This is a genomic window from Sulfurisphaera tokodaii str. 7, assembly GCF_000011205.1.
GTDB classification, from domain to species: domain Archaea; phylum Thermoproteota; class Thermoprotei_A; order Sulfolobales; family Sulfolobaceae; genus Sulfurisphaera; species Sulfurisphaera tokodaii.
Genome location: NC_003106.2, coordinates 2211916 through 2228452, shown reverse-complemented (window position 1 = coordinate 2228452; position 16537 = coordinate 2211916). Strand labels below are relative to the sequence as shown.

Here is a 16537-nt window from a genome sequence, read left to right as displayed (position 1 = left end):
TTATTCCACCTCTAGAGAATTTTTATTTCTATAATAAAGAATTATAGCTGCAAAAGCGACTACAACTTCGACTAATCCCATACTAACAGCAAAAATAGAAAAAACAATAGGAAGATAAACTCTACCTAGTATAGCAGAAGCTGAAAAAACAAGTAGTATTGAAGAATTAAATATAATTTCTGATGACAGAAGTATTCTTACTATATTTTTACTATTTAGCAATCCATATACTCCTATACTTCCAAGGATTATACCTATAACCAAACCAAAGTAAGGAAGAATCATATTAATCCCTCCGTGCGAGAGATATAGCCTCAATCATGGTTGTTAAAAGTGCTATTATTAAGATAAGTGCTGGGAACCAATAGTTTTGTAAAATTTCATTAGCTAAAGTTTGTAAACTAAAGACCTCTAATGTTGAGACTGGTGTTATACTAGAGAAAGTAGCAAATATATCAATAAATACGAAAACACCAACAAGCAACGCTATTATAGGAGCCCAACTTATTTTAACCTCTTTAACATTTAACCCTCTAAACATTACTAGAGAAATTGCTAAAAACACTACAGTTGAACCAACATAGAGTAAAATATGAAATGCTGAATAAAACGAGTAAGCAAAATTAATTAACGCTATCATAGCAGCAACGGATATTCCTAAAAATATTAGACCTATCGCTGCATAAAATACGTTCTTTTGCCTAGTTATAAACAGTGCAGAAGCAATACTTATTATTCCAAAAAATACAAAAAATGAAACTTGAAAATCACTCATCAGGGACATATTTGATCCCCTTCTTTTCGTCAACAACAGCTCTAACTTTTTTCACTATACCTTGAGAAGGTATCGGTTGATCAAAATCTTGATCGAACCTATCTGGTCTAAATACTAAATCTCTCCTATTGGTAAATACAGCATCATGAACCCTAGTTTCTTTTAAGGCGTCAACTGGACACACATCAACACAAAAACCACAGAATACACACCTACCATAGTTAATTGAGGGAAACTTCTTTCCTCCCTCAGTTACCATTTTCATTGCGTCTGCTGGACAAATTAATGCACATAAAGTACACCCTATACAAATATCTTTGTATAACCTTATCATTCCTCTATAACCAGTTGGTAATGTTAGCGATTCTTCTGGATATTTTAACGTTATTCTTTGAGGTTGTATCATATACTTTATTCCAGTTCCTACTGCATTTAAATGATCTACAAATAATCTAAACGGATTTTTTTCTTTTTTATATTCTTTTACTTTATCCATAACCATCCCACCACCAAACCTAAAACTAAAGAGGCAAAAGCTACGGGAAGTAAATATTTCCAAGAACCCCTTAAGGCTTGATCAATCCTATATCTGCCATAAACACCTCTTAAAAACACAGTAAACCATAAAACAATTATAGCCTTTATTGTATTTATTAAAGCCCCTGGTAAACCATTTAACGGAAGCCATCCGCCCAAGAAGAGATCAGAGAAAACAAATGATAATGCAAAAGTCGAAATATAGCTTCCTCCCATCGCTAAAACGAATAAAAAGCCACTATACTCTGTTGAAGGGCCTACAACTAATTCACTCTCAGCCTCAACAATTTCAAACGGAAATCTTCCAGTTCCCATTAGCATACCGACTAGAAAAACGATAGCAGCTAGAGGATTAGCAACGATGCCAGGTATTCCAGATTCTACAACCTTAGCAATATCTAACGTATGATATTCTATTGCAATTGCAACAACTGACATTACTAAAAGAACATCATATGACACTGACAATAAGGCTTCCCTAACTGCACCTACAATAGCGAATCTGTTATTAGTAGCCCACGCTTGAAGCAATATAAATACTGGAACAACAGAAGATAGTCCTAAAACTAAAATCATATTATACGGCAAGAAGTAACCTACAAAGATTCCACTATTTATGTTAGGGTCATAGAAGAAATGGAAGTATGGTGATAATACTGAACCACTTTTGGGTATTACTGAAAATGGTATAAGAACCATTGGTATAAAACTGAATATTATAGGAAATATTGGGGCTAAAACATAAAGCGTAGGATTTACTCCAGTTGGGATAATTATTTCTGAGAACACCAACCTTATAGCATCAGCTATCAACTGTGTAATACCACCAGTCCTTTTTGATACATATAGAGGACCAATTCGCATTTGAACTCGAGCAGCAGCTTTTCTTTCAAACCATATTGTAAGTAATAATATTATTGTAGTAAATATTAATCCTGGAAATATAATTACTGCAAAAAAAGATGGATAAAAGAAATAATATCTGATAGCTGAAAGTACATCCACCATTATCTATCAGCCTCCGGAGGAAAATAATCTAAACTACCATATATCGCAACTAAATCGGCGTAACGTGCCCCCTTAGCTAATTCTTTAAAAACATATATTAAACGATATGAAGGAGTAATCATTCTTAACCTATATGGATGAGGAGAACCATCACTAACTACATAATAAACTAGTTCTCCTCTAGCAGCCTCAACCCTAGAAATTGCTTCTCCCCTTGGAGGTCTGAAGGAAGCATAATAACCTGGAAATACAACTCTTCTTTGCCCCTCCCACCATTTCTTTAATCTAGTCGGAGGAATTTGTTTAAAGAATCTGTCGCTTAATATATTCCCCTCTGGAATATTCTTTATTACTTGTTCTAAAATTCTCATACTTTGTTCTATTTCTTCAAATCTAACCAATAACCTAGCATAAGCATCTCCTTCTTTATATACTGGTATCTCAAAATCCACCTTATCATAGGCTGCATAAGGCTCTATCTTCCTAACATCATAATATACTCCAGAAGCTCTTAAATTAGGTCCTACGGCACCCCATTTAATCGCATTCTCTCTAGTCATAACACCAACATTTTCTAATCTATCCCTTATATTGGGATTCTTCACAAAAATTTTATACCAATCTTGTACTTTTTTCCTTTGATAAACAATTGCCTTTTCTATCATTTCTTTAATAGTTGGTATAAGATCCCTTCTAACTCCTCCTGGAATAATGTAAGAATTTGTGACCCTTGCACCAGTTAGTGCTTGAAGTATCTCTACCCATACTTCTCTATCTCCAAAACCCCACATAAAACCAGTTGAGTGACCTAAAAATATTGCTAATATACCAATACCATATAAGTGGCTTGCGATCCTATTAACTTCAGCCGCTAATGTGCGTAAGTATTGAGCTCTCTCTGGCACGTCAACTCCTAAAATTTTTTCAACAGCCATAATATATCCTAAGTTCATATGTATAGAATCTAAGATCGCAGGTCTTTCTACTAAAGGTATTAAATGCATATAATTTCTTACTTCACTTAGTTTTTCAACAGCTCTATGTACATAGCCAACATCTAAGTCAGCATCAACAATAATATCACCATTAAGTTTAACATAAATTCTCATATGTCCAGATCCAGGATGCTGAGGACCTACATTAAGTTCTCCCTCTACTGGAACAATATCAACTTCCATTCCAGATGAATATAATGCATCAGCTTGGTTTGTCAACAAATAACCCCTCCGTTTTAATCTTATAGCTCTTTCTCATGGGGTAAACACCTTCAAAATCTTCTGGTAAAAATAGTCTTCTTAAATCTGGGTGACCATCAAATATTATTCCATACATTTCATATGTTTCCCTTTCCCCAGTCCAAACACTTTCCCAAATCTTATATAAAGAAGGCAATTTAGGATCATCATATTTTACTCTTGTTCTTAAGGCTACAATAGTTTTAGCTAAATCAATATTTGAATAAGAAGAGATATGATAAACTACTTCAAACTCTTGAGCATCTGGATAGTCAATTGCAGTGACACTTTTAACATGGTCAAAACCAAGACTTTTAAGAAAACCTGCTACTTCAACTATCTGCGATTTATCTACTTGAATAGATGCCCTTTTATCGCTCTCTACTTTTCCAGTAACTTTAAATTTGCTTTGAACTTGAGAAAATATAGAATTTAAAATAGATTGAACAGTTTGAGCCATAAATTTCACCTTAAAAGCCAATACTCTATTGTATTCACTTGTTTTACTGCGTAATAAAGTATTGGATATAAAATTACAATACTTGACAATATAAGTATTAAAAGATCTCTAAATAGGATAAACGAGGTTGTATAAGCAGCTTCCGATATAGCAAAGAACAAAACTACAATAGGCTCAATAGAAGTATATACTAAAACATACCCGTAATATTGAAGAGGAAACCAAAGTCTACCTTCACCGTATGGTATATTACCAGCTTCGAATCTACTAACCTTAACTGGATTATATTCACTAGGCACAACCATGGAAAGTATCTTATAACCACCATATCCAGCTATAAGGAACAAAATAACTGGAAGTCCAAAAGCTAGTAATGCTTGAGTTAATGCCATCAAGTATCAATAACGAGAATACCTAAAATATTTTTCTACTAATTGTTCGAAAAAGGTAATTTAAAAGCAAAAATCAATTTAGAGCATTTGTATATGTGATATTTTAAAAAATGAATTTACTTTAAATATTCCAAAACATGTTTAGAATTTCTTATACATTTTAAAATTCCATCCCTCATAACTCCTTCAATACAACGTTGAGATATAAACTCTATATTGTCCTTTTGGAGAACTTCATCTAAAGTAATAGGTTCGTTTCTAATGAAGTTTTCATGAATTATACAATTAGGACCTACATAACGGAAGAGTCTAGGGTGAACTTTTTTTACTTCTTCCAACATCTTCCATGCAATAGCTCTAATTTCCCACTGGGCTCTACTGCAGAGTCTAAGTGCAAAGAAATTATAGAGTTCTCTAGCATTCATAGTGACGACTATGTTAGTATTTACACCATTAGGTAAAACATATCTAGCATCCTCTTCTGGTACACCATCTTGAAGGAGTTTGAAATAGTTTTCATAGGCTTCTTGATATGCTTTTTCTATAATTTCTTTAGCTCTCTTTTCTATTGACGGCGGGGTTATCGGCTTGTAGTACTCATCTATGGGCTTAGCAAATCTGTGACTCATTTGAGTGTAAGATGCTACCCTATGTCTAACTAACTGGTGAGATGCTACCCTGCTAATTCCCTCTATAGAAAAAGTGTAAATACTATGCTCAAGAACACTCCAGTACCCGTGCAGAATTGCATCTCTGATCCAAACCTCAATTTCTTCATCAGTCATTGTTTTTTCGTGATAATCCCAACCCTTTCTACTTCTACTCATCTTAGAAGCTATTGCTACAACTTTTTCTCCATCACGAGTATAAGAAACAAGTTTAACATTCATTTTAAATATTAAGCTTTCTCAAAAACAAGTAAAAAACTTTTCATTTAATATTACCTTAAGATAGTACTCCACTTAACTTTTCTACCAATCGAGTAAGTTGGGCTGCATTTTTTTCTGCGTCTTTTTCTGTTTGATCTAAAACTTTCTTAATATCTTCATTGTCTCCAACTTGATTTAGTCTCTGTTTGTAGATTACAATCTTATTTAATTCATCTTCTAACGAATCTAATACTACTTTTAAAACTTCTGGATTTATTTTGCTTGTTTTTGTCGCTCTTTCTCTCAAGCATGTATAATGCACTACTGCTTTGTTTGACAAAAATGTAAATAATTCATCCCAATATATAGGTTTTCCACAAAATCCACATGTCCATTTAGTTTGTGGTCTACTCATCAAACACAGTAAAACATTAATTCATAAATAAATATTGCGGTACTCATGATAAGTGAAAAAATATTTTCAGACGCTAAGTTCTATGATAAATTGATTGGTGTATTCTTTACTAGTGAAAATTGTAATATCTGTGATGAACTGTTCGAGAAAATAAAGAAACTTCAGATATCGCAAAAATATTACCTTTTCAAAGTTAATGCAAATGAATATTTACAATATACAGTCAGACTATCTAGAGGTATAATCCCTTCATTAAGTATATTAGATTTAGATGGAAAAACCATAGCAGTTATAGAATCTTTAGATATTGAATATATTCAAGAAAAATTAAGAGAAATTTATACGAAAAAAGAAAAATTAGAGGGAATAGAATTTCCTAGACCACAACAAATAGAAGAAGTTAACGTTGCAGAGTTCCTCGACATAATTAATTTTGCTAGTGAAGGAAATCCAATAGATTTTAGAGGGATAGAATTTTTACTTTTCTATGCTGACGTACATAAAGAATATCAAAAGATAATAAATATTATATCACCTTTAGATACTATTGGAAAATTCTTACTTACCGGAAAGATTGATACAACTCTAGACGAAACATACACTAATATTCTTGCATTAGAGACCATCTACAATATTATTGATGTAAAGGATAAGTTAATAGAAAGAATAACCGAAAATGGAGAAGTGTTTAGAAGTTCAAGAAAGGAAGTTAAAGGATTACTCGTCGATGAGGCTATTGTTGGAACAGCCTTACTTTCATTATATCAAAGAACCTTTGACAATAAATTTCTTAATCTTTCTCTAAAAATCTATGATTGGATAATAAACAATTTAGAAAGTGATATTGGATTTAGAGACTATCCACCTGTAGATCCTATAACTAAGCATGAATACTTCGAACCGTTAGCTAATGCTGAAACATCAATATTTTTAGCAAAGTTATGGGCCATAACAGATGATGATAAAGTGAAAGAAAAAGCTGAAAAAGCGCTAAAAATAGCGTATACAGTAGGTACAGATATTAGAGTTCTTTCTAGAGTAGCTATAGCTTATATAAAGCTAAACGAGTTAATAAAGAGTAGAAAAGAAATAAAGAATGATATAAGAGTTGAAATTGTTAAGGATAACGGATGTAAAGAAGATTTTAAATATAAAAATTCTTGCTATGATTCAATAGACAAAATAGAGTTCAATCTAATTTAGCGTAAATTTTTCTTGTATATGTAGCCAACTTACTAGGATCACCGCCTTCACATACAATTCTAAATGCTTTTAGTTTATCTATAGCTACTATTTTTCCTATCATATTAAATCCATAATTCTTTAAAGTTTTAGGAGCAAAAACAGAAGATATTCCTTCTAGGACTAAATTATTCGTAGAAATAGATTTTACTATGAAATCTATTGAACCATTAACCAATGCAGAACCAAATATAACAGCAGAATCACAAACTTCGCCACGAAAAGTTGAAAAAGGTTTAATCACTACTTTCCCTTGGTTTCTCTCTTGAGTAGATAGAAAATCATAGACTATTATAGAGGAGAATTTAGTAGTATCTATTCTAGGAGCGTAACCGAAAACACATAATTTTCCACCTTCAAGAAGATCTAAGGGATCTCCCTCTTGAGGATTAGTTATCTCACTAACTGCATTCAATATTGAGAGAAGTACACCTCTTTCAATTGAATTATTTTTTAATAGACTAATCACATCCTCTAGGTTCATTCCTAATAATTCGCCAGCTAAGGAATTAGAACCGTCTGGTACAGTGTGTGCAATCCCTAAACTTCCATCATTTAATAGCGATGCAGTATATGTTACTCCCACACACGTGTTAATAAGTTTCTTCCCTTTAACAGCAAACTTTAATTCCTCGATAATCTCATCTAAAATCATAAGTTAAAAATTAAATTCGAAATTAAAAACGATGATGTTGTTCCACCCCTAATGACTGGTGATTGAACCCGCAATATCTGAGTGATGAAGTGGGAAGAAACAGATAATTGGTGAAGATCGCTCCCTTACTGAATGATGACGTCGAGCACTACTGAGTGGTGATTGTCGGACCACCGCTGACGTATCTTGAAACAAGATCTAACATAAAATCGATCTTTCCAGTTAAGGTATACCAATAAAGATTAAGGAAAGCACGTTTTGCAGCGTTATATAACGTAGAAGGTCCTATTGCTTTACTCTTTTTATAATCCATGTAAACAAACAAACCTTCATTATAGCCAGCATATCCAGCACACATTGCTTTTCCATCAAAAGTCTTCTTTTCATAACCTCTTATGTCATTAATAATATTACTACTAACAGTAATAGCTTGGAAATGAGCTATTGCTCCAGTCTTTGGAGGTAAGGTAATATTTGTAGCGTCACCAACTACGAATACATCTGAATAATCTTTGTAATTCAATTTTTCCTTATCAACTGGAATAAACCCACTTTGGTCAGTTAGATTAGAAAATTCATCACTAACTCTAATTGGAGTATCAATTAGCGCTAGATCATAAGAGAATACTTGACCATCATCAGCATATATCATCTTTTTCTCCTTGTCTACCTCCTTTATTTTTACTCCCCTTATAACTTCTATATTCAATTCTTTTGCTCTCTTACCTAATTTTTCAGCCATTGGTTTTTGTAGTTCTGGAGGTTGAGAAACTGGATTTATGAGCGTTATATCAGCCTTAGGAAATCTCTGCCTTAATAAAAATGCAAATTCGAAAGGTGCCATAGGACATTTTATAATCCCGAAATAGCCAACAACTATTTTCTTTCCATTAAAAGAATTTACTTGTTCTCTCAGTTTAATAGCCCCATCCAAATTATGCCAGTGCGGTAACCCAATATCTTTGTTTATAACACCTGGAGCAAGGACCAAGTATTCATATTCTATTTCTTTACCTTTTTGTGTTATAACTTTTCTATTTTCTATGTCAACTTTTATTACTCTATCTTGGATTAGTTTAGCCCTAGGATTTAATACTTCACTAACTTTTCTCATTATCTTATCTTCTTTTTCAAAACTCATAACAACATCTACAATTCCAGGTTGATAATAATGATACTCTGAAGGCTCAATTACTGTTACTTCTACTTCATCATATTTAGCTAAGTTATTAGCTACAACTGTTCCCCCATTTCCAGCTCCCACTATAACTACTTTTTTCATAGGAGCTTTTTATCTTTAATTACATAAAAACTTATTTTATAAAGTTTAGGATTACCCTAAAATTATGATTTAAAAAAAGTGTTAAACTATTTTTAAAGCCTAAAGTTAATGTATTTTTGATGAGAAAAATTTCACTTGATAGAATAAAACGAGGTGCACTTAAATCTTTAGTCATCTCCTCTCTCGCTGAAAAACCTATGTATGTTTATGAGATAATAAAAAGCATTCAATCTAAGACCGGGGGGTTTTATAAACCTAGCCCAGGATCCATATATCCAGTTTTAAGATCATTATTAAATGAAGGTCTCATAGAAGCATTTGAGGAAAATGGAAAGAAAATGTATAAATTAACTAACAAAGGAATAGAAGAATTCAACCGGTTAAAAAGAGAAAGAGAAGATTTCTTTTCACCCAATAGTCCTATTAAGAGAGAAATAATTGATACTCTATTTGAAATAGGTTACATAATATATATTAACAGAGAAAAAGTAGATAATAAAAAGCTACAACAAATTAGCAATATACTACAGAATTGTAAAAAAGATATTCTTGAATTATTCGAGAAATCTGAGTAGATCAAGAGCCTTTTTAACTACAATAAGAGGATCTTCCTCTAGTATAAATATTGTTGGTTCCTTTCCATAACCACCTAAGTCAACAACGTAAGTAGGTATCTTATTTAACTTCTCATAAGCCCTTTTCATCATAAAATTCATCGTATGGCCCTCAGCTTTCCTACTCTCTTCAGGCTCTTCCTCACGATTAAATATAAACGTATCTTCTCTAGGAAGTTTCTCCACGATGTCTTTATAATATTTTAAGTTAATTGAACTTCTTTTTTTCTTATCAAAACTCATAGCAGTGAGTATAACTCTTGCCACATGATCAGAAGCACCAAAGGCTGGTGGTAAACAATAAATTACTCTATTAAAAGCTACAGTTAGTCTTCCAGGGATAGCCGCAACGTCATTAACACTTTTTGCATCACTTATTGCATAGCCTATATTTGTTCTTATTTCTGGTATTAGTAAATACGCTCTATCTTCACTAACAAAATTATCAACAGCCTGCTTTAACTTTATTAAAACCTCTTCCCTTTCATTCATATATACAGATAAGGATAAAAAAATAAAAAGATGATGAAAAGACCACAAACTGACCTTTGATGTGTCCTAGTCCATCTGATTATTGTTTAGTCGATGTGATTACATTTTTAAGTGTAGAGAGGGTAGCATAAAATTCTTGTCCAGCTGGAACTACTATTACCATATTACCCCTTTGAGAAATATCACTTAACATTTCTAAGAACCTTAATTGAAGTGCAACTGGATTATTTTGATAAGATAGCGAAGCTTCAGCTAATATATTGGCTGCTTGTCTCTCTCCTTCACTTAATATAATTTTAGCTCTTCTTAATCTTTCAGCTTTAGCTTGCTCTGCCATTGCAGATAAAAGCTCTGGAGATAATCTAATATCTCTAACCGTAACTTGAGTAACTTTTATTCCCCAACCTTCAGTAACAGTGTCAAGAATCTCTTGTAAACGCCTATTTATCTCTTCTCTTTTTGTTAATATTTCATCTAACTCCATTTGACCAACAATATCTCTTAGAGAAGTCTGAGCATAATTTAAAACCGCAGCCGGATAGTTACTTACGCTGATAACAGCCTTTAAAGGATCAACTACTTTGTAATATACTACGGCATCTATAGTAACTGTAACATTATCTTTTGTTACTATAGTCTGTGGTGGAACTTCAACAGTAACTATTCTTAAATCAACTAATAAAGGTCTATCAACGAAAGGTATAAGAAATATTATCCCAGGACCTTTTACGCCTAGAACCCTACCAAGCCTTAAGACAACAGCTCTCTGCCATTCAGTCACTATCCTAAAAGACATTGCTAAAAAGATAAGGATTATAATAACCAGAAATACTAATCCTAATATTTCTCCAACTGATATCATAAATATAATATGTTTTTAGAGTTTAAATCTTATCAACAAAGCTGAAATTACAATCCCGACACTGAATCCAAGAATATAGATTAAAATTAGATAATTTACACTTGTGGATTCACTATATGTCGCACTGTGAATGTTGTTAAAGAATGACGATATTGACTTCTTAAAATTATAACTTTTTAGAAAACTAACCATACTATCATAAATACTCTTTACATGAGTTAAAATAGAGTTAATAATAGGTGAAGAAACTATATAGTCTGAAGACAAAGTAAAATTACCAGGATAATAAACGACATATAGTGGTGAGGAAATATTATTGAAAACCACATAGCCAGAATCATTAGTATAGTTTACGCTTATAGGAACTAAACCCGTAAGGCCTAAATCTTCGATTACAATTTTTTGGTTTGAAAGTGGTTTACCGTTGAAACTTATGTTTACATATACTGTACTATTCCTTTGAAGAGTAGAAATCTCAGGTTTTACTGGCCATAAAACTATTGCATCATCTGAACCAGAAGATAATATAGTATTCGGCTTCCAAAGATTTGTAAGGTTTGCTAAAGATCTTACACCTACCACTGATTCAGCAGTATCAAAACCAATTGAGTAAGCATATGGTACTAGAGATAATTTCCCACTCTGCATAAAATAGATATTCATTGTACCCTCTACTTGCATATCTACTACACTACCACCTCCTGGTCCACCAAATACGAACTCTACATCATTTGGAATTCCGGCAATAGATAAACCACCTATCTCAAACTCCCCACTTAATGGTATTTTGTAAAATATTCCAGATTTGTTATCGATGTTGTAACCAAAATACAAGGTAGAATTATCAATCATAAATAAGACAATTGAAGTAGGTAGTGTAACAATAAAGCTGGGGCCTTGATAACAAATAACGCCTAGGCCTTGATATGTGGTAACGCTACCGTTAACGGGAATTGTAAAAGGACCAGTTAAATTCCAAAGATTTAAAACTAAAGTAGCTTTAAATTCGTTGTTAGATATCTGATGAAATAAAATAACATCCTGAGCCCAATATAAGCCATCAATCATTGCATTTAATTGTAATGACGCATTTCCCGTAGTTAAATATTGACCGTTAGGCAAATAGGAAGAGCCTATATTCATTGATGTTATATTAATAACTCCCATTACCTCAGTTGTAAAATAAGTTGAAAATAGAGAATAAAATGACATTCCCATAGGATATGATACAGTAAATGCTGAGCTTGAAAGGGATAATGTAATAAGTGGTGTGATAGCAAGAAATATTATTAGGAATATCGCTAAAATTTTCATAAAAATATTTTTCTATCGACTCCTATTAAATATTATGGTAAGTCATATTGTTATTCCAATTATAATTATAGCTATTGTAATTGCCGCTTTAGTACTAACTGGGGAATACGCTAACCCTATAGTCGCAATACCATCAATGGCAATTGTTGGCTTTATCTCTTATAGAATAGGCTATGTTATATATAAAACAAGAAAAAGGAACCTTTACACTTATGTTGGGAAAATAGGAAAAGCTATAGAGGATATACCATTAAATGGAGAAGGATACGTTGTTATTGAAGGTGAAATGTGGAAAGCAATAGCTGAAGAACCTATTGTAGAGGGTGATAGAGTAATTATAACGGGAATGGAAGGTTTAAAATTAAGAGTTAAAAAGCTTACAAGTGATGGTAAAAATTAAACTTTCAGTTATTGAAAAATTGAAAAATTACGGTTATTCTGTAACTAGAAACGAAAACAAAGTTATAATTCATTACACTCCTCCATCGATTAAAGAGGCAATGAGTTCAGATGAGGATATGGAAAGTGAAAATAGGATAATAGAAATTGAAGGAGAAATAAATGGGGATGAAGTTATAATAAAGAATGCATATATAATAGAAGGCAATACTAAGAAGAGAAAAATGGATTTAAGTGAGTTAGAATTGTGGGCAGAATATATGGGTGAAGAATAAATGCCGTATCTTTTCGTATACGGCTCATTGAGATATGGTTTTGAATTACATCATTTATTAGAGAATTCAAGATTTGTAGGTCTAGCATATACTGAAGGTTACAAAATGTACGATCTTGGTAGCTATCCTGGTGTAGTAAAAGGGGATGGCATAATTTATGGAGAGGTTTATGAAGTTGACGATAATACTATATTACTCTTAGATAAAGTAGAAGATTATAGAGGTAGGCCAGATGACTTATATATAAGAGAAAAAACTAAAGTATATTTTGATGATAAAAGAAGATATTACCTTTCTGACGTACATATTTATGTTTATAACCAAGATATATCTGGAAGAGATCTAATAGAAGAAGGAGATTATTCAAAATATGTAAGAATGCCTGTTATTCTCAATTATTTCGCTTATGCTGAAAACACAAACGAAGAGATTCTTAAACAAAGAGGAGTAAAAAAGATACTCAAAAAAATTAATGCAATCGCAAGTGGATATAGAATGATATTTAATATACCATGTAGATGGGGATATTGCGCAAACTTGATAGAAGATAAAGATGGTAAAATATGTGGATATATTTATATAATGATAGAAGATGAATTAAACGCCTTGGACAAAGCTGAACAACATCTAGTAAAGTATATGAGAGACGTTATAAAAGTAGTTGATGAAAACGGAAAAGAATATTATGCATACGCTTATGTATCTCCAGATAAAGAAAATCCTAAAGAACCATCAAAAGAATATTTAAATCTAATTTTACAAGGACTTAATACCGATTGGGGAAATAGATGTATGAGTACTGGACTTTTATGATGAAGCCCGCCCTTTGCGGAACTATGAAGATAGAACCCGAGGCTGAATCCATCTTTTTCCATGAAAAAACCAAATCTAGGATAAACCTTTGTTAACTTTCAATCTCAAAAGATCTAAAAATAATCTTTACTCAAAAACGAAAGAAAAACAGAGGGAGGAGAGAAATAAAGATATTAAACTTATATCTGATACCATTTCGAAATCAAACGTTATAAGACCACTTCTATGTATTTTTATTGAAAATGATGAAAGAACCCCTCACTGAATATGATGAACTTGGCCGACGCTGACTCTTATAGCACTATTTTTAATTTTTTATTACTAAAACCACTGTATATTTTCTTTCATTAAAAAGAAATTCTTCTCGTAACTTCACGAGTTTTCCCTAATGTAAAATAACAGCTAGTATTACTCCTATTCCTAAAACTACAGAGGAATATATATTATAGTAAAATGCTCTTCCGAAATCACCCTTATTAGCTAAATAGTAAGCGTAAGCCATTATTAGTCCATGTAAGACAGTAGCTGAATACCCTATATATCCGAGCTGATAAAAGTAATCACCAGCAAAAGCAAGTACTACTGAAAGTATTTGATTTACACCAGCAAATTTTAAAGCCTTATTTCCTAGAAGAACAGCAAAACTATGTAACCCCATTTGTCTATCAAACTCAGAGTCCGGTATATGGTTATATAAATCAAACCCTACAGCCCAAAATATTGTTGAAATTACAAATAACCATGGAATACCAATTATAAGCTGAGAGAATGATGACGCATATAATCCCAACGAAGCTACAGCTCCACTAAATACGGCTAATCCTTGAACAGTGGCAATCTGATAATTTGCGAATGCTGTATACCTTTTCATATAAGGATATGACATTACAACTAACGCAACTAATGGTGATAGAATTAAAGCATAGAAGTTCACAAAATATGCTGATACAAAGAAGCCGATAAGCGATAAGATGATCATAATCTTAGCTTCCTTAACACTTATTTTCCCAGTAACCAAAGGCCTACTCCTTGTCCTAGGATTTTTAGCATCTATCTCCCTATCAGCAAGATTATCATTGGTCATTCCAGCGGTTCTTAAAAAGAACAATGATAAGAAGATTAAAACTAGTATATAAATAGGAGGAATTTTCTTTATAGCTACGAAAGCACCCATGTAAGCCATAGGTAAACTAAAGAAAGTTTGCTCGATTCTGAGAAATCTTAAATAAATGTAAAATTTACTTTTACTCTCTGTCGCTCCTCCAGGATCCCACTGCATAGAATTAATTATTCTTAAGGGTTTTTAACTTCTTGTACTGAAGATAATAATCTAAACCGTCAATTAACGCTAATATACTAGCTTCAATCACACTACTAGAAACACCAACAGTTTTCCATGTTACATTGCCATCAGTAAACTCTATTGTTACTCTCACTACACTTTCTGTATTCTTTATTTCACCAGGCAAAATGACCCTATAGTCAGTTAATTTAACGTTAGAAATTTCTGGATATACTTTTTGTAATGCTTTCCTAAGAGCTAAATCTACAGCATTTACTGGACCAACTCCCTCTGAAACCTCTAATTGCCCGTTAACTTTAACTACAGCAATTGATAAGTTACCACTTTCATTTATAACTTTCCAATACTCAACATTAATTTTCTTTTCATATATTCCCAGTTCTTTCAGAGCAACTAATATTGCTGATGAAGGAGCCAAATCGAAACTATAACCCTTATTTTCAAGCTCCTTTATCTTCTTTAACGCATTCTTTAATCTTTCATCCTTCTTATCTACTTTTAATCCTAGATTCTCTAAATATGTCACTAAGTTAGAAGTTCCAGATAACTCTGATATAACGAACCTTCTAGTATTTCCAACTAGAGATGGGTCTATATGCTCATAAGCCCTACTAACCTTCATTACAGCATCTGCATGAACACCAGCTTTATGAGTAAACGCGAAATCACCTACATATGGTTGATAAGGATTAGGATGCAATCCAGCTAACTCATAAACTAACCTAGATACTTCTCTTAACTTCTTTAAACTCTCTTTTCCTTTCAGTACATTGAATCCCATCTTCAATGCAAGGTTTGGAATAATTTGAATTAAATCTGCATTTCCAGTTCTTTCTCCAATACCATTTATAGTACCTTGAACATGCCTTGCTCCAGCTAAAATACCCATTAAAGAATTTGCCACAGCACATCCGGAATCATTATGCATGTGTAATCCAATCTTAGTTCTAACCTCACCCACAACTACCTTAGTTATCTCATAAACTTCATGAGGTAAAGTTCCACCGTTAGTATCTGCTAACGCGATAACATCCACTTTTGCTTCTTCAGCAGTCTTCAGAACCTTTAACGCGTATTCCCTATTATCCTTAAAACCTTGATAAAAGTGCTCAGCATCAAATATTACCTTGAGACCATGAGATTTCAAATAGCTTATACTATCATATACAATTTCCAAATTGTCTTCAGGCTTTATTCTTAACACATCAGTTACATGAAGTAACCATGATTTACCGAATAATACCGCAACATCAACATCGGACTTTATTATAGCATTTAAATTGGGATCTTCTTTAGCATTAAATTCCTTCCTCCTAGTACTTCCAAAAGCCGCTATCCTAGCATGTGCTAAGGAGTATTTCTTAATCTCTTTGAAAAATTCCTCATCTTTAGGATTTGATCCAGGCCATCCAGCCTCTATATAATCAACTCCTAATTCATCTAGCGCTAATGCAACCCTTATTTTATCGTTTAGAGTAAAGGAAACATTTGCTGATTGAGAACCATCTCTTAAAGTAGTATCTAATACCTCAACAGATTTCGTAAACACCGGACATAGGTAGAGTGTATTTGAACAAACTTAAAAGCTTTTAGTT

At 32.6% G+C, this 16537-nt stretch carries 21 protein-coding genes; 5 read left to right on the top strand and 16 right to left on the bottom strand.

The features are described from left to right. The 9 genes from STK_RS12275 to STK_RS12235 form a co-directional block, all read right to left on the bottom strand. On the bottom strand, positions 1 to 285 hold the full coding sequence (locus tag STK_RS12275; RefSeq protein ID WP_010980303.1) for an NADH-quinone oxidoreductase subunit K: 285 nt from the start codon (positions 283 to 285) through the stop codon (positions 1 to 3). Between the two features lies 1 nt (position 286). Further along, positions 287 to 784: an NADH-quinone oxidoreductase subunit J family protein gene (locus STK_RS12270; protein ID WP_010980302.1), complete on the bottom strand. Its 498-nt coding sequence runs from the start codon at positions 782 to 784 to the stop codon at positions 287 to 289. Then, positions 768 to 1271 carry an NADH-quinone oxidoreductase subunit NuoI gene (gene nuoI / locus STK_RS12265; RefSeq protein WP_052847026.1) on the bottom strand — a complete coding sequence of 168 codons (504 nt, stop codon included), beginning with the start codon at positions 1269 to 1271 and terminating at the stop codon, positions 768 to 770. The genes STK_RS12270 and nuoI overlap by 17 nt, the downstream gene beginning before the upstream one ends. Next, on the bottom strand, positions 1259 to 2317 hold the full coding sequence (nuoH, locus tag STK_RS12260) for an NADH-quinone oxidoreductase subunit NuoH (RefSeq protein ID WP_052846747.1): 1059 nt from the start codon (positions 2315 to 2317) through the stop codon (positions 1259 to 1261). Before nuoH ends, nuoI begins: the two co-directional genes overlap by 13 nt. 2 nt (positions 2318 to 2319) lie before the next feature. After that, entirely contained in the window at positions 2320 to 3498 is a 1179-nt protein-coding gene (locus tag STK_RS12255) for an NADH-quinone oxidoreductase subunit D (protein WP_010980299.1), read from the bottom strand. A gap of 19 nt (positions 3499 to 3517) precedes the next feature. Then, the gene (locus STK_RS12250; protein ID WP_052846746.1) at positions 3518 to 4015 is read right to left on the bottom strand and encodes an NADH-quinone oxidoreductase subunit C; all 498 of its coding nucleotides are present in this window, start codon (positions 4013 to 4015) and stop codon (positions 3518 to 3520) included. A gap of 5 nt (positions 4016 to 4020) precedes the next feature. After that, entirely contained in the window at positions 4021 to 4407 is a 387-nt protein-coding gene (gene ndhC / locus STK_RS12245; RefSeq protein WP_010980297.1) for an NADH-quinone oxidoreductase subunit A, read from the bottom strand. Positions 4408 to 4523: 116 nt separating this feature from the next. Continuing rightward, positions 4524 to 5297 (bottom strand): FAD-dependent thymidylate synthase, encoded by a 774-nt coding sequence (gene thyX / locus STK_RS12240; protein WP_010980296.1) that lies wholly within the window; start codon positions 5295 to 5297, stop codon positions 4524 to 4526. Positions 5298 to 5352: 55 nt separating this feature from the next. Beyond that, positions 5353 to 5691, bottom strand: a complete 339-nt coding sequence (locus STK_RS12235; protein WP_010980295.1) for a DUF2175 domain-containing protein — start codon at positions 5689 to 5691, stop codon at positions 5353 to 5355. A 45-nt stretch (positions 5692 to 5736) separates the two neighbouring features. Between STK_RS12235 and STK_RS12230 the strand changes: the two genes are divergently transcribed. After that, positions 5737 to 6894, top strand: a complete 1158-nt coding sequence (locus STK_RS12230; protein ID WP_010980294.1) for a hypothetical protein — start codon at positions 5737 to 5739, stop codon at positions 6892 to 6894. Here the strand turns inward: STK_RS12230 and STK_RS12225 are convergent. Next, entirely contained in the window at positions 6881 to 7588 is a 708-nt protein-coding gene (locus tag STK_RS12225) for a DUF364 domain-containing protein (protein WP_010980293.1), read from the bottom strand. The genes STK_RS12230 and STK_RS12225 overlap by 14 nt on opposite strands. A gap of 148 nt (positions 7589 to 7736) precedes the next feature. Beyond that, positions 7737 to 8870 (bottom strand): NAD(P)/FAD-dependent oxidoreductase, encoded by a 1134-nt coding sequence (locus tag STK_RS12220; RefSeq protein WP_010980292.1) that lies wholly within the window; start codon positions 8868 to 8870, stop codon positions 7737 to 7739. A 119-nt stretch (positions 8871 to 8989) separates the two neighbouring features. On the opposite strand from STK_RS12220, the gene STK_RS12215 reads away from it, so the two are divergent. Continuing rightward, entirely contained in the window at positions 8990 to 9445 is a 456-nt protein-coding gene (locus STK_RS12215) for a PadR family transcriptional regulator (RefSeq protein WP_010980291.1), read from the top strand. Here the strand turns inward: STK_RS12215 and STK_RS12210 are convergent. From STK_RS12210 to STK_RS12200, 3 genes are all read right to left on the bottom strand, one after another. Next, complete coding sequence (locus STK_RS12210) at positions 9425 to 9976, bottom strand: thiamine-phosphate synthase family protein (RefSeq protein ID WP_010980290.1); 552 nt, start codon at positions 9974 to 9976, stop codon at positions 9425 to 9427. The two genes, STK_RS12215 and STK_RS12210, sit on opposite strands and share 21 nt — an antisense overlap. Positions 9977 to 10055: 79 nt before the next feature. Beyond that, positions 10056 to 10838, bottom strand: a complete 783-nt coding sequence (locus STK_RS12205) for a slipin family protein (protein WP_010980289.1) — start codon at positions 10836 to 10838, stop codon at positions 10056 to 10058. A 15-nt stretch (positions 10839 to 10853) separates the two neighbouring features. Beyond that, complete coding sequence (locus STK_RS12200; RefSeq protein ID WP_010980288.1) at positions 10854 to 12152, bottom strand: thermopsin family protease; 1299 nt, start codon at positions 12150 to 12152, stop codon at positions 10854 to 10856. Between the two features lie 34 nt (positions 12153 to 12186). On the opposite strand from STK_RS12200, the gene STK_RS12195 reads away from it, so the two are divergent. From STK_RS12195 to STK_RS12185, 3 genes are read left to right on the top strand one after another with little or no spacing between them, the layout of a single operon-like run. Then, positions 12187 to 12552, top strand: a complete 366-nt coding sequence (locus STK_RS12195; protein ID WP_052846745.1) for an NfeD family protein — start codon at positions 12187 to 12189, stop codon at positions 12550 to 12552. Further along, the gene (locus tag STK_RS12190; protein ID WP_052846744.1) at positions 12539 to 12826 is read left to right on the top strand and encodes a hypothetical protein; all 288 of its coding nucleotides are present in this window, start codon (positions 12539 to 12541) and stop codon (positions 12824 to 12826) included. Before STK_RS12195 ends, STK_RS12190 begins: the two co-directional genes overlap by 14 nt. Then, positions 12827 to 13639, top strand: a complete 813-nt coding sequence (locus STK_RS12185) for a gamma-glutamylcyclotransferase (RefSeq protein WP_010980286.1) — start codon at positions 12827 to 12829, stop codon at positions 13637 to 13639. Positions 13640 to 14024: 385 nt separating this feature from the next. On the opposite strand, the gene STK_RS12180 is transcribed toward STK_RS12185, so the two are convergent. Beyond that, the gene (locus STK_RS12180) at positions 14025 to 14918 is read right to left on the bottom strand and encodes a 4-hydroxybenzoate octaprenyltransferase (RefSeq protein WP_010980285.1); all 894 of its coding nucleotides are present in this window, start codon (positions 14916 to 14918) and stop codon (positions 14025 to 14027) included. 4 nt (positions 14919 to 14922) lie between these two features. Beyond that, entirely contained in the window at positions 14923 to 16491 is a 1569-nt protein-coding gene (gene cimA, locus STK_RS12175; RefSeq protein WP_010980284.1) for a citramalate synthase, read from the bottom strand. Positions 16492 to 16537 lie beyond the last annotated feature (46 nt).